Source organism: Kribbella sp. VKM Ac-2568 (genome assembly GCF_004345365.1).
GTDB classification, from domain to species: Bacteria; Actinomycetota; Actinomycetes; order Propionibacteriales; family Kribbellaceae; genus Kribbella; species Kribbella orskensis.
In genome coordinates, this window is sequence record NZ_SLVF01000003.1 from 708,100 (window position 1) to 724,817 (window position 16,718).

18 protein-coding genes and 1 tRNA gene are annotated in these 16,718 nt (G+C 68.1%); 8 read left to right on the forward strand and 11 right to left on the reverse strand.

The window, feature by feature from the left end; genetic code table 11:
- Positions 1-312 precede the first annotated feature (312 nt).
- Positions 313-1,284: an SH3 domain-containing protein gene (locus tag EV648_RS10845; protein WP_241995032.1), complete on the forward strand. Its 972-nt coding sequence runs from the start codon at positions 313-315 to the stop codon at positions 1,282-1,284.
- 91 nt (positions 1,285-1,375) lie between these two features.
- On the opposite strand, the gene EV648_RS10850 is transcribed toward EV648_RS10845, so the two are convergent.
- From EV648_RS10850 to sigJ, 4 genes are all read right to left on the reverse strand, one after another.
- Positions 1,376-2,701 carry an FAD-binding oxidoreductase gene (locus EV648_RS10850; RefSeq protein ID WP_132288452.1) on the reverse strand — a complete coding sequence of 442 codons (1,326 nt, stop codon included), beginning with the start codon at positions 2,699-2,701 and terminating at the stop codon, positions 1,376-1,378.
- 457 nt (positions 2,702-3,158) lie between these two features.
- Complete coding sequence (locus EV648_RS10855) at positions 3,159-3,734, reverse strand: PIN domain-containing protein (RefSeq protein WP_132288455.1); 576 nt, start codon at positions 3,732-3,734, stop codon at positions 3,159-3,161.
- A gap of 12 nt (positions 3,735-3,746) precedes the next feature.
- Positions 3,747-4,280, reverse strand: a complete 534-nt coding sequence (locus EV648_RS10860) for a helix-turn-helix domain-containing protein (RefSeq protein WP_132288458.1) — start codon at positions 4,278-4,280, stop codon at positions 3,747-3,749.
- A gap of 368 nt (positions 4,281-4,648) precedes the next feature.
- Entirely contained in the window at positions 4,649-5,527 is an 879-nt protein-coding gene (gene sigJ / locus EV648_RS10870; RefSeq protein WP_132288461.1) for an RNA polymerase sigma factor SigJ, read from the reverse strand.
- Between the two features lie 92 nt (positions 5,528-5,619).
- On the opposite strand from sigJ, the gene EV648_RS10875 reads away from it, so the two are divergent.
- From EV648_RS10875 to EV648_RS10895, 5 genes are all read left to right on the forward strand, one after another.
- Positions 5,620-6,381, forward strand: a complete 762-nt coding sequence (locus tag EV648_RS10875; protein ID WP_132288464.1) for a glycoside hydrolase family 16 protein — start codon at positions 5,620-5,622, stop codon at positions 6,379-6,381.
- Between the two features lie 227 nt (positions 6,382-6,608).
- A complete protein-coding gene (gene trpD / locus EV648_RS10880; protein ID WP_132288467.1) occupies positions 6,609-7,649 on the forward strand; it encodes an anthranilate phosphoribosyltransferase in 1,041 nt (346 codons plus the stop codon).
- Positions 7,634-8,605, forward strand: a complete 972-nt coding sequence (locus EV648_RS10885) for a sigma-70 family RNA polymerase sigma factor (protein WP_132288470.1) — start codon at positions 7,634-7,636, stop codon at positions 8,603-8,605. Before trpD ends, EV648_RS10885 begins: the two co-directional genes overlap by 16 nt.
- Before the next feature lie 81 nt (positions 8,606-8,686).
- Entirely contained in the window at positions 8,687-9,466 is a 780-nt protein-coding gene (locus EV648_RS10890; RefSeq protein ID WP_132288473.1) for a nuclear transport factor 2 family protein, read from the forward strand.
- 60 nt (positions 9,467-9,526) lie between these two features.
- Positions 9,527-10,660, forward strand: a complete 1,134-nt coding sequence (locus tag EV648_RS10895; protein ID WP_132288476.1) for a serine hydrolase — start codon at positions 9,527-9,529, stop codon at positions 10,658-10,660.
- Between the two features lie 16 nt (positions 10,661-10,676).
- On the opposite strand, the gene EV648_RS10900 is transcribed toward EV648_RS10895, so the two are convergent.
- The 3 genes from EV648_RS10900 to EV648_RS10910 all read right to left on the reverse strand — a co-directional run bounded on the left by EV648_RS10900 (position 10,677) and on the right by EV648_RS10910 (position 12,323).
- Positions 10,677-10,976: an NUDIX domain-containing protein gene (locus EV648_RS10900; RefSeq protein ID WP_241995033.1), complete on the reverse strand. Its 300-nt coding sequence runs from the start codon at positions 10,974-10,976 to the stop codon at positions 10,677-10,679.
- Positions 10,977-11,073: 97 nt separating this feature from the next.
- A complete protein-coding gene (locus EV648_RS10905) occupies positions 11,074-11,766 on the reverse strand; it encodes a DUF4386 domain-containing protein (protein WP_132288482.1) in 693 nt (230 codons plus the stop codon).
- Positions 11,763-12,323, reverse strand: coding sequence for a hypothetical protein (locus EV648_RS10910; RefSeq protein WP_132288485.1), 561 nt, complete (start codon positions 12,321-12,323; stop codon positions 11,763-11,765). The genes EV648_RS10905 and EV648_RS10910 overlap by 4 nt, the downstream gene beginning before the upstream one ends.
- A gap of 57 nt (positions 12,324-12,380) precedes the next feature.
- Between EV648_RS10910 and EV648_RS10915 the strand changes: the two genes are divergently transcribed.
- Positions 12,381-13,061, forward strand: coding sequence for a TetR/AcrR family transcriptional regulator (locus tag EV648_RS10915; protein ID WP_132288489.1), 681 nt, complete (start codon positions 12,381-12,383; stop codon positions 13,059-13,061).
- Between the two features lie 76 nt (positions 13,062-13,137).
- Positions 13,138-13,644 (forward strand): hypothetical protein, encoded by a 507-nt coding sequence (locus EV648_RS10920; RefSeq protein WP_132288492.1) that lies wholly within the window; start codon positions 13,138-13,140, stop codon positions 13,642-13,644.
- Positions 13,645-13,664: 20 nt separating this feature from the next.
- Here EV648_RS10920 and EV648_RS10925 read toward each other — a convergent pair whose 3' ends face one another.
- The 4 genes from EV648_RS10925 to EV648_RS10940 all read right to left on the reverse strand — a co-directional run bounded on the left by EV648_RS10925 (position 13,665) and on the right by EV648_RS10940 (position 16,437).
- On the reverse strand, positions 13,665-14,360 hold the full coding sequence (locus tag EV648_RS10925) for a CGNR zinc finger domain-containing protein (protein ID WP_158293961.1): 696 nt from the start codon (positions 14,358-14,360) through the stop codon (positions 13,665-13,667).
- 14 nt (positions 14,361-14,374) lie between these two features.
- Positions 14,375-15,640: an MFS transporter gene (locus tag EV648_RS10930; RefSeq protein ID WP_132288498.1), complete on the reverse strand. Its 1,266-nt coding sequence runs from the start codon at positions 15,638-15,640 to the stop codon at positions 14,375-14,377.
- Between the two features lie 112 nt (positions 15,641-15,752).
- Positions 15,753-16,031 carry a DUF302 domain-containing protein gene (locus EV648_RS10935; RefSeq protein WP_132288501.1) on the reverse strand — a complete coding sequence of 93 codons (279 nt, stop codon included), beginning with the start codon at positions 16,029-16,031 and terminating at the stop codon, positions 15,753-15,755.
- Positions 16,032-16,348: 317 nt separating this feature from the next.
- Positions 16,349-16,437 (reverse strand) — tRNA-Ser (locus EV648_RS10940).
- Positions 16,438-16,718: the final 281 nt, after the last annotated feature.

Genomic DNA, 16,718 nt, shown 5'->3' on the forward strand with positions numbered 1-16,718 from the left:
GCCGCCCGCGCCGCTGCCGAGATCACACGACGCCCAACATGCGGACCGATCACGCTCAGCGCGCGGACCAACCCGGGCGAGTGTCCGGACCCATCCGGCTGAGCGTGCACAGTCATCGCGCTGAGCGTGCGAAGCACCCATGGTGAGCGTGCCGACCTCCGCACGCTCAGTGGGCGGAGCACCTGCCGCTGAGCGTGCGCCATGTTCGCAATACGTTAAAAGTGGGCGCCAGTTGTGAGACCCGCCGGGATGTGTGCTTGACTCCTCCGCGTCGATAACGTTTTGATCTCGGCAGATTGGGTGGTTCTCCAAGTGGCTGAAGGACGGCATAGACAGGCGCGGCACCGTCAACCGCGCCCGAAGGTGATCCGCCCCGGCATCGTGAAGGTTGCGATACCCGGTGCGGCGGTGGCTCTCCTGGCCACCGGGTCGGCAGGAGCGTTCTCCGCCGATCAGGCCCCCGCGACGGATGCGCCTACCGCCAGCTCGCCCCTGCAGCTGCAGCGTGAGACGCAAACCAGCCGGGACGCCCTCCGCCCCTCGCTCGACCTCTCCCCGACCCCGGCGCCGGCTCCTAAGCCCAAGGCGCCGCCGGTCGCGAAGCACCTCAAGAAACAAGCACCGATCCCCAAGCCGACCTCCGCGAAGACCCGCGCCGCGGCAGTGGTCAAGCCGCTGAAAATCATCGGCAGCAAATACACCACTACCGACGTGAACGTCTGGTCGACGGCCGGTGGAACCGGCACCCTGCTGACGGTGCTGGACAAGGGCAGCAAGGTCTCCGTCACCGGCGAGATCGACGGCATCTGGGCGCAGATCGTCCGCGACGGCGTCTCCCGCTGGGTCAAGGCGCAGTACCTGTCGGCGACCAAGCCGGCGGCGACCAGCTCCGCCGGTACCCCCTCCCAGGCCGCCTGCGCGTCAGGCTCCAGCGTCGAGTCCGGCCTGACGGCCGACGCGATCCGGGTGCACCGCGCGATCTGCCACATGTTCCCCTCCGTCACCTCGTACGGTGGGCTCCGCAGTGGCGACAGCGGCAGCGAGCACTCCAGCGGCCACGCGCTCGACATCATGGTCACCGGCCAGACCGGCCAGGAGATCGCCGACTGGCTCAAGGCCAACAGCAAGGCCATGGGCGTCAGCCAACTGATCTGGCAGCAGCACATCTGGACGGTCCAGCGCAGCAGCGAAGGCTGGCGCGCGATGGAGGACCGGGGCAGCACGACGGCCAACCATTACGACCACGTGCACGTCACGGTCTACGGCAACTCCGGCACCGCCTGAGCAGTACCTCCCCACCACCTGAGTATCGCCCGCGGAACGGCCCGGCCTCGATCTTCGAGTCCGGGCCGTTCCGCGTCGTCAGCAGGTCTCGTCAGGCTGGGCGGATGTTGTGGTTCAGGTGGAAGAAGTTGTCGGGGTCGTAGGCCCGCTTGACGGACCGGAGCCGGTCGAGATCGGCCGGCGCGTACGCCGTCGTGGCGCGCGCCGGGTCCGCCAGGAAGTTCACGAAGGTCCGGCCGGTCGTCCGGAGCACCGGCGCCAGGTCCGGGACCTCCTGGTCGATGATCACGGAGTACGTCGCGTCGCGGTGTCCGACCGGTCCCGCGCCCGGGCCGGGGTGCGCCATCGCTCCGGCCCAGTGGCGGATCTCCACGGTCGGTGCCGAGTCACCGGTGAGCTGGGCGAGTTCGTCGATCAGGTCGTCCGGGAGCGCGTCGACCAGGTCCAGGTACCGCGCCGGGGTGCCGCCCATCGCGGACTCCCCGAACGGCATCGACCGGAGTTCGCCGGCCAGCACAGGCCCGGCCACCTCGAACAACGGCTTGAGAAGGTGCTCAGCCAGGTCGGCCTCACCGGAGTACAGAGCCTTGATCGCCAGGGCGCGGGTGCCCCGGACGGCCTCGGGGAACGCCGGCGCGTCGGGGATCGGGGTCAGGACCATCGCGGTGCTCAGCTCGTTCGGGATGGTGGCTGACCAGTCGCGGTAGAACTTCAGCGTCTCGGCCGCGCGGTCGATCCCGAAGTACACGATGCCGGCGTGCACCACCGGGACGGGGTACAGGCGGAACTCGAGCGAGGTGACGATGCCGAAGTTGCCGCTGCCGCCGCGGATCGCCCAGAACAGGTCGGGGTGCTCGTCCGCGCTGGCGGTGACGATCCGGCCGTCGGCGGTGACGACCTCGGCGCGGATCACGCTGTCCGCCGCGAACCCGTACTTGCGGGCTAGCCAGCCGAGTCCGCCGCCCAGGGTGTAGCCGGTGACGCCGACGTCCCGCGACGACCCCGCGAGCGGCGCCAGGCCGAACTCGCCCGCCGCGTCGATCACGGCGCCCCAGCGGGTGCCGGGGCCGACCTTCGCGACCATGCGCTGCGGATCGACCAGCACGGACGTCATCGCCGAGGTCTTGAGCAGGATCCCGCCGTCCGCCGGGGTCCGGGTCCCATGCCCGGTCGCCTGCACCGCGAGCGGCAACCCGTACTCCCGGGCCGTCCGCACCGCCGCCTGTACGTCGGTCCGGTGGTGCGCCTCGGCAACCACCAACGGCCGTGAGTCGACCGTCGGAATCACCGCCCGCCGCTGCACGTCGTACGCCGCGTCGCCAGGCCGGTGGATCGACCCGTTGAACCCGGCCCCAAGCAGCCCGGCGACGACATCGCAACCGGTGACGTCGGGGGTGAAAATCGCCTGCGTGGTCATCTCGAACTCCCTAGCCGTGTCTGGTCTCTACCAACACGTCGAAGGAGACCGCCCCAGATGGACACACCCGCCAAACTTTTCTCGTGACCCACACCCACCACCTGTCCACGAACGACCAGGTGGTCACCAAGACCTACGCCTCCTGGTCCCGCAACGAGCCCACCAGGGAGTGGGCCGCCCTCCAGACGATCGCCGCAGCGCTCCCGACCGGGGCCCCACCCACTGAGCCTGTCACCGGCCCAGCCGACGCTGACGACGATTCGCCTCCCAGGCGGCCGCCTAGCGGCCGAGCGCAAGTTCTGGGGACTCCTGGAGGAAACTAGCTAGGGTCCAGCGCGAGTGTTGGCCGATAGAGTTGCTAACGCTGTGCAACGACTGGCCGACTCGCCAGGCACGCTGATCCGACTCGGTAGCCACGCCGTTCCGACTCGAGGCGACTCGGCCTGGGATCCTTCACCTAGCGGACGTCGTTGATCAGCTCGACCGCTTCATCCATCCCGTACCTCTCGCGGAGGACGGATAGGAACTCGTCCACCGACATAGGCGGCTTTTTAAACCGCGCGGTGAGGGTGGTCACTGCCTGAAGCGCGAGTTGTGGCGCGACGGCGACGGTGTTAGCGGCGAACTCGCTAGGTGCGATGACCTGGATGCCCGGCGGGACCTTGTCGGGTGGGAAGTGCTTCAGATTGTCGGTCACGATGGCGCCGGCGTGACCTGCTACCGCGGCAGCGATCACGTGCTCGTCATTGGGATCTGTGAGCCCGAACGTACCGTCGTAGGACTCCCAGTTCTGAACCTCGGCGTCGTCAAAGTGGTCGCGCATCGTTTCGATGAGGCGAGCAGCCCGGGACTCCGCCTCGTCTTGCGGGATCCCATATTTGCCAGTGAGCTTGTCGATCTCGCAGTACTGCAGTTCCTCGAGGATCGCGGCGCTCCATAGCGGCCGATAGAGGTTTACGACGGCCAGGCTGAGCAGGAAGTCTCGCTGCTTGCTGGGCCACAGGACGCAGGTATCGAGGAGTGCGGGGAACACTCCTCGATCCTGTCAGAGATTGGCGCTTCGCCGCCGCTGCTCGGCACGCTGCTTCCGGATCCTCTTGAGCCTGTCGTTCACTACCGCGGCATCCTCGTCCTCGCTCACGTCGACTGATGTGTCGGCAATCGCCTGGTATTGCCGCTGCCGGCGAGCGTCGCGGTAAGTCAGGGCGTCCTTGAGCAACACCTTTCGACGGTTTCCGATCCTCTCGGAGGCGAGCTCGCCGTTATCGATCAGGCGAACCACCGTGGGCCGGCTGACGCCGAGCAGATCCGCAACCTGCTGAGTCGTGAGCTTCGGCATTGTCGGCGAGATCGTTATAGCTCTCCCCGCGCGGAGTGCCGCCACGGCGTGAACAAGCACCCTGTGAAGCGCCTCGGGAACCTCGATCTGGTCGTGCTCCTCAGCACCCGCCAGGAAGTACCGGCGCTCGGGCCGTTCGCCTGTCTTACTGTGATGGGCGTCAAGGAAGCTCGCGATCGTCGCCATCTGCTCCTGCTCTTCGGGCAGGTAGGTCTGCGACTCGAGGAGTTCGGCAGTCATGACAACCTCCGTACGAACGAAACGAAGTTACTTTCGCAACGTTCGGATAGTCCCATCAGTCACCTCATCTCGTCAAGCTCCTCTTGACGCAGAACCCCCGGATTGCACTCAAGCGCGCCGACGCGACGCTTCGTAGCAGCGTCAAGGAGAGCTTGACGCCCGCCCGCCATGCTGGGTCGGGGTGTGGCGTCGTGCGGGCCGGGCACTGCTCGCCCAACGGGAGTGGGGTGGGCGACAGAGGGAGCCGGAGCCGCTGGCTTCAGGACACCGCCGCCACGGCTGCTTTGATGAGGCGCGCCGCAGGAGCGCCGGGCCAGGGGTGGGTGGGAGCGGCGACGGTGGAGGCGCGTGGGGTCGGAGTACCTGGGTCAGGCGGGGATGGGGAGGGATTGGAGGCGGGGGATGTCGGCGAGGATGTTGATTTCGGTGATTTTGCCGTTGTGGGCGGTGACGGCCATGACGCCCAGGAGTTGGTCGTTGACGACGGTGATGACGCCGGGGGTTCCGTTGACCAGGGCTGGGCGGGAGTAGGGGGCGAGCCTGGTGAACATGAGGGCCTGCTCGACGACCGCGAGGGCTCCGCGTACCAGCTTGGAGACGGCCGGCCCGGTGGGGTCGGCAGGCGTCGTACCGGCGTCGGCGCGGAGTACGACGTCGGGGTCGAGGAGGGAGAGCAGGGCCTCGAAGTCGCCGCTGCGGGAGGCGGCGAGAAACGCGTCGACGACCTCACGCTGCCGGCCGACATCGCCGTCGCTGACCGGGACGCCCTGGACGCGGCGGCGCGCTCGGGAGGCGAGCTGGCGGGTCGCGGCCGGGGACTTGTCGACGATCTCGGCGATCTCATCGAAGCTCAGCGCGAACATGTCGTGCAGCACGAAGGCGAGTCGCTCCGCCGGCGCCAGCGTCTCCAGCACGACCAGCATCGCCAGCCCGACCGAGTCGGCGCGGACTGCCTCTTCCTCAGGATCCAACGGACTCACGATCGGGTCGGGGACGAAGATGTCCAGCGGGTCCTCGCGCCGGGACTTGCGGGTGCGCAGCATGTCGAGGCAGACCCGGGAAACCACCGTGGTCAGCCAGGCGCTGAGGTTCGCGACCTCGCTGACGTCGGACCTACTCAGCCGCAACCAGGCCTCCTGCACCGCGTCCTCGGCCTCGTTGACCGAGCCGAGCATCCGGTACGCCACCGAGCGCAACTGGGTGCGGTTCTCCTCGAACTTCTCCGCGAGTTGGTCGTGCTGGTCCACTGGTCACAATCTCCCGTCGCGATCCGTCACTAGCTTGACGGTTCTGAGCCCCATCATGTGACAGCCCGGGTGCGCGCGCCGATGATGGGTCCATGGCCGAACGCCGACTGGTCTTCGAGGACGACTTCGACGGTCCGGACCTGGACCCCGCCGTCTGGCTGCCGAACTACCTGCCGCAGTGGAGTTCGCGCGCGGCCACGGCAGCGCAGTACGAACTGCGAGACTCCTGCCTGCACCTGACGATCCCGCCCGGCCACGGGCTGTGGTGCGAGAACGACCACTCGCCGGCGATGCGGGTGTCGGGGATCCAGTCGGGCAACTTCTCCGGACCGGTCGGCAGCACGATCGGTCAGCAGCCGTACCGCGAAGGGCTGGTCGTCCGCGAGGAGCAAGAGCCCTTCGGGGGCTGGACCCCGGACGGCGGTTACCTTGAGCTCCGTGCACGCGGCGTCGTCTCACCGCGCTCGATGGTCGCGCTGTGGATGGTCGGGCTGGAGGACCGCCCGGAGCGCTGCGCCGAGATCTGCGTGACCGAGATGTTCGGCAACGCGGTCGTCCCCGGCGAGTCGACGGCCGTCGGGATGGGCCTGCACGCGTTCCGCGACCCTGCGGTCAAGGAGAACTTCGAGGCCGTCCCGCTGCCCATCGACATCACCGACTTCCACCTGTACGCCGTGGAGTGGTCCGCCGAGCGCGCCGACTTCTTCGTCGACGGCCGGCTGATCCGCAGTTGTCCACAGCCGCCGGCGTATCCGCTGCAGCTGATGGTGGCAGCCTTCGACTTCCCGGACGGGTCGATCGGCGAACCGCCGACCCCGGAGTTCGTCATCGACTACATCCGCGGCTACCGCTGAAATACACACGACCCGGCGAACGCCGTACGGCTCTGGGATCTCGCCACCGGGTTCATCTACCGTCGGGCTTGCTAAGGTTCGGCTGTGAGCACGCGTCTGAGCAGCTGGTGGCCCGCCGACTAGGCGGCCCCTGCTCCTGCGCTCACGCGAATCAACCGGCCGCCTCGACGAGGCGGCCCTTGCTTTCGCACCACCCTCGTCGGGGCCCAGCACCCCGAGGATCGCCCATGGCAACAGTCCGTACTGCGGATCGCACTTGGTCCGGGATCATCTCCGCCCTGCTCAGCGGGCGTGATCTCTCGATGGGCGATGCCTGGTGGGCGATGGACGAGGTGGTCAGCGGTACGGCGACCTCCGCGCAGGTGTCGGGATTCCTGATCGCCTTGCGCGCCAAGGGCGAGACCCCGGCGGAGATCGCGGGACTCGCCGAGGCCGTTCGCCGGCACGCGACACCCATCGCCGTCCCGGGTCCCTTCGTCGACATCGTGGGGACGGGTGGCGACGGGACCGGCGCAGTGAACATCTCCACGATGGCCGCGATCGTGGCGGCTTCCACCGGTGTCACGGTGGTCAAGCACGGAGGCCGGGCCGCCTCGTCGACGACCGGCGGCTCGGCCGACCTGGTGGAACACCTCGGCATCCCGCTCGACCTCACCCCCTCAGCCGTACTGCGAACCGTCGCCGCGGCGGGGATCACCTATCTGTTCGCGCCGAGGTTCAACCCGGGCCTGCGGCACGTGGCCGCAGTACGGCGTGAGCTGGCCGTGCCGACGGCGTTCAACGTGCTCGGCCCGTTGATCAACCCGGCGGATCCGCAGCACCAGTTGGTAGGAGTCGCGGACGCGCGGATGCAGCCGGTGATCGCGTCCGTCCTTGCCGCGCGGGGTGGTTCCGCCTTGGTCGTCCGGGGTGACGACGGCCTCGACAAGCTGACCACCACTACTGCTTCACGCGTGTGGGTGGTTCGCGGCGGCACGACGTCTGAGGTGCTGCTCGATCCGCGTGAGCTGGGAATTCCGCTGTGCCCGGCTTCCGGCCTGCGGGGCGGTGATGCCGCCACCAATGCACGGATCGCCCGGTCGGTACTGGGCGGAGAGCCCGGGCCGGTGCGCGACGTAGTACTGCTCAATGCTGCTGCGGCTGTGGCGACAGTCGGGCTGACCGGTGAACCTCTGGTTGAGCAATTGGCCGGTTGTCTGAAGCAGTGTGCTCATGCGGTCGACAGTGGCCTGGCAGGCGCCACACTGGAGCGGTGGATCAACGCGTAGAGCTGTTGGAGGCCGCACGCGCCGGGGACGAGGCCGCCTTCGGTCAGCTGATCGGGCCGCTGCAAGGCGAGTTGCACGCGCACTGCTACCGGATGCTCGGGTCCGACCACGACGCCGAGGACTGCGTGCAGGAGACCTTGGTACGCGCGTGGAGCAACCTCGAGAGGTTCGAGGGGACTTCGCTGCGGCCGTGGCTCTACAAGATCGCTACAAACCGCTGCCTGACGCTAATCGAGCGCATGGGTCGCCGGGAGCTCCCGACCGACCTGAGTGCGCCCCAGACGGAGACAGTCTGGCTAGAGCCGTACCCCGAGCAGCGGTTGGCCTGGACTGCGCAGTTGAGTCCGGAGGCTCGGGTGGTTGCGCTGGAGAGCGTAGAGCTCGCGTTCGTCGCCTCACTACAGCACTTGTCGGCGCTGCAGCGCGCAGTACTGCTCCTACGCGACGTACTGGCGTTCGCCGCGGCTGAGGTGGCTGACCTGCTCGACACGACCGTGGCTGCCGTGAACAGTGCACTGCTGCGTGCTCGCAAAGTGGTGTCTGGTGCAGTGCCCGACTCCACCCAGCAGGTGACGCTGGAGAAGCTCGGTGAGGCGGAGCAGCGCGACCTGGCTCGGCGGTACATGACTGCCTGGGAGGCGGGGGACGTCGAGGCGATCGTGGAGATGCTGACGGACGACGCGAAGTACTCGATGCCGCCGCTGCCGCTGTGGTTCCAGGGGCACGACGGGATCCGTGGGTTCCTGATCGACGGGCCGCTGCGGGACCGGTGGCGGTTCCTGCCTGCGCGGGCGAACGGGCAGCTCGCGTTCGGCACCTACCTGTGGAACGACGGGCGGTACGTGGCCGCCGGGCTCGACCTGATCCGGCTGCGCGGGTCGTCGATCGCCGAGGTGGTCTCGTTCCTGGAGGCGGACTTCCCTTCCTTCGGGTTGCCGGCGTCGCTGGCGGAATGAGTTCGCGCGCTGCGATGAGTTTCGGCGCCCGCCTGGGTTCTAGTGGTGACAGAGAAATTCACCGCTGGAAGGAACTGGCTGATGAGCAACGACGAGCAGGAGATCCGGGCACTGATCGAGCGCTGGGCGGCGGCGGTCCACGAAGGCGAGCTGGACACCGTGCTGCAGGACCACTCCGGCGACATCGTGATGTTCGACGTACCACCGCCGTACGACGGGGTTCGGGGACTCGACGCGTACCGCGAGACCTGGCCCGGGTTCTTCGAGTGGCAGGCGTCGGGGGCGATCTTCGAGCTCGTCTCGCTGGACGTGACCGCGGGTGCGGACGTCGCGTTCGCCCATGCGTTGCTGAAGTGCGGTCTGCGGGACGTGTTCGAGGAGGGTTCGCCGAACCGGCTGCGGTTGACGCTCGGTCTCCGCAAGGAGGACGGCCGCTGGGTGGTGACCCACGAGCACCACTCGTTCCCGTCGACCGAGACGCCGCCTGCGGTCGCGGAGTCCGAAGTACGGGAAATTCATGACCAGTGGTCGGAACGTACGGCCGCCAAGGATCTCGACGGGCTGATGGAAGCGATCGGTGACGACGTCGTGTCCTACGAGTACGGCGGTCCACTGCAGTCCGTGGGGAAGGACGCGGTCCGGGAGGTCTGCGCGGCCGGGCTCGAGTCCGCCGACAAGGTGGAGATGAGCATTCCCGAGCTGACGGTGAAGGCGCGGGATGACCTCGCGGTGGCTTGGGGGCTGACGCGGATCGTGGTCGACGGCTCGGAGGAGAACTGGTCGCGGGCGACACGGGTGTTCCAGCGGCTGGACGACGGCTGGAAGATGATCCACCAGCATCTTTCCTTACCTGGCTCCTGATCCAACGCTGCCTCGTTTGTCCGGGGCGTGGTGTTTGATGGGCCGCCCAAGGAGGTCCCGATGGCATCCACATCCTCAGAGCGCTTGCTGGCCGCGGTCGGTGAGCAGCTCGGCCCTGGTACTGCGCCCGGCGCGGTGCTGGCTGTGAGCGACAACGGCGAGGTGCTGCTGGAGGCGGTTGGGGGCGCGTCGCTCGAAGGCGAGCCGATGACCACCGACGCGGTGTTCCGGATCAGCTCGATGACCAAGCCGCTGGTGGCTGTGCTGATGCTGATGCTCGCGGACGAAGGCAATCTTGCCTTGAACGATCCGGTCGACCGGTGGCTGACCGAACTGGCCGACCGCCGGGTACTGCGCCGGCTCGATGGGCCGGTGAGCGAGACGGTTCGGGCCGAACGCGCGATCACTGTCGAGGACTTGCTGACAATGCGGATGGGCTTCGGATTCGCGTTCGAGGTCGAGTCATGCCCGGTCGCCGAAGCCGCCGACGCCCGCGGTCTCGGGATGGGGCCGCCGCTGCCGTCTGCTGTCGCAGTCGGACCCGACGAGTGGATCGCGCGATTCGGTGAACTCCCGTTGATGGAACACCCCGGGTCGACGTGGCGCTACGACCTCGCGTACGCCGTACTCGGGGTGCTGCTGGCTCGGGCCGGGAAGCAGCCGCTTGGCGAACTCCTGGCTGACCGGATGCTTTCGCCGCTGGGGATGGGTGACACCGGGTTCGCAGTACAGGATCAGGCGCGGTTGGTGCCTTGTTATACGCCGGATGGGTCGGGCGGGCTGGCGGTGTTCGATCCTGCGAAGGGCAGCGACTGGTCCACGGCCCCGCTCTTCCCGCACGCCGGCGGCGGCCTGGTGTCGACGGCCTCGGACTACCTGCGCTTCGCCGAGTTCATGCTGGCCGGCGGGGTGCGTCAGGGGAAACGGCTGCTTTCCGTTGAGGCGTTCCAGGCGATGACCACTGATCAGCTGACACCTGCCCAGCACAGTGGAAGCTCGGCCGAAATCTTCCTCGATGGCGCCGGCTGGGGCTACGGAGTACAGGTGTCCCCCACGCGCTACGGCTGGGGCGGCGGCCTAGGCACCACCTGGTTCAACTATCCCGACCGCCACACAGCCGCCATCCTCCTAACCCAGTGCCTCCCGCCACCTGAGCCCTTGCTCAACGCCTTCTGGTCCTCACTCGACAACTGAAACTGCGCGCGGATCTTCAGCGGGCTTGGAATTCGCCGGTGGTGAGAAAGGTCTGGTGGAGGGCCAGGACGGTGAGGGTTGGCGGGTGGAGTGGGTCCGGGACGTCCGTGGGGTCGAAGAAGCGGGTTTTCAGGACCTCGTCGTCGCCTGGGGTGAGTTCGCCGGTCCAGTGGCGCGCCTCGAAGCAGAGGGCGAAGCAGTGGACGCGGTCACCGTTCGGGTAGTCGACTACGTGGAGTTCCGGCTCGGACAGGGATGCGAACGGGACAAGGGCGTCCGGGTCGACCTGCAGGCCCGTCTCCTCGATCACCAGCACCTGGGCTCCGGGGAGTAGCAACAGGCAGTTGCCGAGGTGGCGTCTCAGGTCCCAGGTGTGGAGCCGACATAGGTCATGGGCGAGTTCACCACAGGTTTCAGAGCAGCAGCGCGATGCCGGCGGCGATGAGCCACAGGGACCAGGCGATGTACACGATGGGTGTGAGGATGCCTGCGAGCTTCCAGCCGGCCTGCTCGAACGGGCCGACGAACTCGAGCGAGCACAGAGCGAGGAGTACGCCGATGACGATGCCGGGGATCCCGAGCCAGCCGGGCGCGACCGTCGTCTGGGTCAGCGCGACACCAACCAGGACGGTCCAGGCGCCGGTCAACAGGTAGCCGAGGTGCTCCCCGACTGCGACACCGAGGTAGCGGTTGAAGGACTGGAACACGATGTCGACCGCTTCGCGCCGAGCCGGATCGGCATCGGGCTCGGCCGAAACGCGTGCCAGGTAAGGAACTAGGAACGGCCAGCGAATCAGCCCGAGGAACTGCACGACCGCGGCCAGTACGCCGATGGTGGCGCCGACGGAGCGCAGGTCGTCGTTGGCTCCGTCGAGTGTGCGGCCAAGGAGAACAGCAAGAGGTGCGAGAGCCACGGCGGTCATGGCGAAGGCCCACCACAGCAAGACCAGGGGCGATCCGCCGCTGCGGAAGCGGTCGAGGACCTCATGGGTCGGACGGCGCAGGATGTCGGGGTAGTCGAACTTCGCAGCCAGTGCGGCGAAGGCAGCGTTGAAGGCCAGCGGCAGGGCCACCAGCGTCACGCCCGTCACCGTGGCGCTGCTCATCGGTGGGCTTCAGCGACGGGTAGCGCGGCGGGAGCGACCTTCGCGGGAGTTTTGACAGCCAGGAGCCACCGCATGCCCAGCCCAGTCAGTACGGTCACCACGAGAGCGCCGCTGGAGCCGAAGATGATGAAGCCACTCTCGGCGTCGACGATGACGTTGGCCGTGGTCAGCCAGCCAAGCCCCCAGGCGATGCTCACCAATGCGCTCCACGCAATCCCGGCCCGAAGACTGGATGCGAGCAGGGTGGCTTGCGCGGCACCAACTGCGGCTCCGGCGACGATGCCTGTGAGTACGAGCGACTTCACGTCCGTCTCTGCGCCGGTCAGAACAGCGGCGGCCGCACCGCCGACTGTCATGCCGAGGGCGGTGTAGATCACCCAGCGGAGATCAGCCCCGCGCGAGCGCAGTACGAGCCACTGCGCGACACCGATGGCCAGGCCGGCGATCAAGCCGGCGAGCGCCGCGCTACCGGGGCCGCGAACGGATCCGACGGCCTGGGCGGCGAGCCAGCCGCCGACGGGGAAACCAAGGAAGGTGGGAAGCCAGCGAACGATCATCAGATGCTCCTAAGTTTGTGTACTTTGTACGCTTGAGAGATAACGTACGCTGTACACATGAAGCCGTCAACCCCCCAGACCACGTCACCCGCGCCGCGGCAACGCCAACGCCGGCCGCGCGGGTCGCTGACCCCCGACCGCATCGTCGAGGCCGCCGAACGCGTGGCGACGACCGAAGGCTTCGAGGCGCTCACCGTCCGCGCCGTGGCCGCCGACCTGGAGTCGTCCGCGATGGCGCTCTACCGGCATTTCGCCACCAAGGAACTGCTGGTCGACGCGCTCCTGGACACAGTCCTCGGCCGCTTCGACTGCGCGTCGCCCACCGACGACTGGCTCGAGGACCTGCGAATCTTCGCCCGCTCACACAGGCGCCTCCTGACGATGCACCCGTGGGCCGTCGCACCCCTGTTCAGCCACCCCAGCCCGGGGCTGAACGCAGTACGGATCGGCGAGGAAGCGCTGCGCATCCTCGCCCGCGGAGGCATCACGGACGACGCCGCTGTCGCCACCTTCAGCGGCATCATCGCCCTCAACTACGGCTGGTCCGCCTTCACCGTCGCCCGCGACGACTCCGCCGAACCAACCCTCCCTACCGCCTTGGCGGCCCTCCCCGCCGACCAGTTCCCCCTGACGATCAGCGTCGCCACCTCGATGGGCAACTACGGCAGCGACGCTCACTACAACCTTGTCCTCAACCACCTACTGACCGGCGTAAAGTCCACCGCTCCCGAGCCATAGGGCTGTATCAGCTTGGCGTGGTGGCTTCTCCGCCAGATGAAGGGTCAGTGAGTTGGTGGAGAGCAGGTAGATCGAGATGGTGGGGGATGGCTCGCGCCGGGCGACCGAGCCCCAAACCCTGTACTGGGGCATGGGAGCGGGGACGATCGCCGTTGGCCTGATCACGATCGTGCGGGGCGTTCGCCGCGTCCTCGACACCATGGAACTGCCGAACCAGGTCGCCGTCAGCGGTCCGGCGGCCAGCGCCGACGCCACGAGCACTGTCGTCTGGGGCGCGGTCATCGTCACGGTGGGTGCGTACCTGTGGCGCGCGGGGAGGCGGCATGGCTTCCACGATCGAGCTGGACGGATTCTGATCATCGTCGGCTATGTGCTGATCGGCATCGCGCTGAACGAGTCGGCTCACCTCATGGCCGGGATCTGGACGGTCACCACCGAAGCACAGAACCAGGCCCTGACCGCCAGCATCACCGCGACCTTCCTGGCCTGGGGCGTGCCAGGCGCGGCCCTCGTCTTCATCGGATGCTCCCCCCGCCTCGCCAACGAGGAGATCCAGATGAAGGTCCCTACGAGCGTTTCATGACCAGTTCCGATTGCGCGAAACTATGGCGCGCCGACCCGTGCGGCGCGGCGCCGCTCGGTGAGCCGCCGGGCCTTGGCCGTGGTACCGCAATCGGCCATGCGGCACCAGCGGCGGGAACCGTTGCGGCTCTGGTCGAGGAACAGCCACCCGCAACCGCCTTCGGCCACAGGGCAGCGGCGTACCCGGGTCAGGTCGGCCGTCAGCAGTACGTCGAGTGCGGTCTCAGCGATCCTGTCGGGTACCAGCATTGCCGGCACCGTGCCGTAGGCGAGCCGTACCCGTGGCGGGTCGCCTTTGTCGAGCACGAGCGTCGCTCGGGCGGCCGCCGCGGACCACCGTTCGTGCAGCCCGACCAGGGCGGCCCCGGCCGCGATCGGTTCGCCCTCGGTGGGGCCGCCTGGGTTACCCGGCGCCCCGCCGTGCGCGGGCGGGATCGCCGCGAGCATCGCGAGGTGCAGTCCCTCCCGGAGGTCCCGCACGGCGGCCAGCCCGGCGTGTGCGGCCGCGGGATCCTCGCGCCAGGCCCGACCCACTCGGTTGGCCTCCGCGTCGCTGATCAGGCCCGCCCTGAGCGTCCAGAGCAGTAATGCTGAAGTGTCGGACAGGAGGTCGTAGGGCGGCTCGCCGTGGAGCGGTATCCCTCGTTCGAGCGTGTTGACCAGGTCGAGTGCGGGGTGCCCGCCGACCAGCGACAGCTCGGACACATCGGGGTGCATACGGGTTACACCACCTAAGACGTTGATGGAGGTTGCGGCATTCCGCTGGCCGAGCATCCGGCCACCAGACCCGGGCGACCTCGCGCTGCGGATGGTCGGCGGGTGATCGGCGCGACCTGCCGCCGGCTGGAGAAGAATGGTTCGGCCAGCACGACAGCGAACGCCACCACGCTGAGCAGCGCCCCGACGAGTGCCGTACTGCGCACGCCCGGACCGGCCAGCAGCACGCTCCCGAATAACGCTCCCGCGGTGATTCCTGCGTTGAACGCCGTGGAGGTGCCGGCGCTCGCCACGTCCGACGCGCCCGGGGCGTACCGGAGCACCCGTGACCCGAGAACGGCGGGGAGGCCTGCGAGCGTGAAACCGGACAGGGAGATCGTGATGACGCTCGCGACCAAGGAGGCGCCGAACGCGTACTGCCCGGCGAGCGCAACGACCTGCAGGCCCATGAGCCCCACCATGGTGAGCCAGCCGTGGCGGTCCACGAGGAAGCCGACCACGACCACTCCGGCCAGGCCCGCGATCCCGCGTACCACCAGGAGCGGACCGACCGACGACGCGGCGAAGCCGCTGAAGCCGGTCAGGAACGGGCTGATGTATGTGAAGGCAGTGAACCCGCCGGTGACCGCCATGGTCGTAGTGGCCACGATGGACAGGTACCGGCCGCGGTCGGGTGCGCTGCCCCGGTCTGCTGCGCCCTGCCCGGCAGGCGTGTTGGGCAGGAGGGCCGCGACCGCGACGAGTACGAGCAGGCCCGGCCCGCTGAGCACGACGAACGCCACCCGCCAATTGGTCTGCTGGCCGAGCCACGTGCCAGCCGGGATGCCAGCCAGCGCGGCGAGGGAGACGCCGGTGTACAGGATCGACACGGCCCGGCCGCGCACCTCGGCCCGGAACATGCCGGCGGCGGCGGGTGTCACGACACACCAGAACAGCGCCTGGCTCAGTGCGGTCACCATCCTGGCGCCCATGAGCAGCCAGTAGTTTCCGGCGGCAGCAGACAGACAGGTCGCGACGACGAAGACGGCGAGCAGGATGCACAGCAGCCGCCGTCGAGGTAGCCGGCGAGTCAGCCGGGTGAGTGGCAGAGACACTGCCACGATGATCAGGCCATACCCCGTGACCAGGAGCCCGACCGCCGACTCGGTGATGTCGAGGTCCTTCGCGATCAAGGGGAGCAGGCCGATCGGCAGCGACTCGGTCGTCACGTAGCTGAATACCGCCAGGGTCAGGGCGATCAGGGTGATGATCGCGGACCTGCTTCCGAACCGTTCTCGCACGCTGCCCCCTCGGACAGGTCACCGTCGTTTTGGGTGATGACGGTAGCTCTAGGGCATTCTCGTCTTGAGTTTCCCTTATAAAAAACAAATATAGACGCACCTGCGCTACCGGTCAACTCACATTAGACGGTAGCGACCGGTTGGGCCCCACGCGCTCATCCGATGAGGTTGCCAGCGCACCCCGCAGCCGGCGGGCGGCGTCGTCCGCCACCTCGGTTAGCTCGGCCGGGCCGCTCACGCGCGCCATGACCTCCGGATCCAATGCCTGCACCAGGGTGGTGTCCAGACCCTCGGCGCGCTCGACCACGTTGCAAGGCAGCACCATTCCGATGTCCCGCTCGGCCTTCAGCGCCCGCTGGGCCAGCGGCGGGTTGGGATCTACATCGAGCAAGGCGCAGCACCGTTGTGGGGTGAGCTGGTGGGCCCTGCGCCTGACCCATCTCGACCCGGCGAATCGGCTGGTGCACGTGCGGCGGAAGTTCGCCGAGCTGCAGAACGGTGAGCGCGTCGCCGGCCGGCCGAAGTCCGATGCTGGGTTCCGAACAGTGGCGCTGCCGCCGGTTCTGGTCGACGTGATGCACGAGCACTTCCACGAGGAGCCGAAGTCAGCCGGTCTCAATCGGACACATCCAGACTCAGCCGGACAGGCACGCGATGAATTACAGCTGTGTCTTTTCGCAGGTCACGAGGCGATTCGCGCGCTCAAGGCGGAGGGTGTGGGATTCGAACCCACGATGACGGTCACCCGCCATACCGGTTTTCAAGACCAGCGCACTCGGCCACTATGCGAACCCTCCAGGCGGACCGTCGGGGAACCGAGCGGGCTGCCGATCGTCGAGGATAGCGCTCCTGGTCGGCGGGGGTGGACGGGACCTTGCTGCTGAGGGCAGAAATGGGTGCCGGTGGGGTGGTGGGCGGCGGTAAGGTCTGGGCCGAGATGGCGCGGAGCAACCGCCCGTCCCGCATCGAAGGCAGGAGGTGGGAGCGATGTCCAGGTCATCGGAGGACGTGGCCCGCACCGTCCGGTCGGCGTACTGATCAGCTTCCGCTGACGCAGGCCTCCTGACCGGGCGACCCG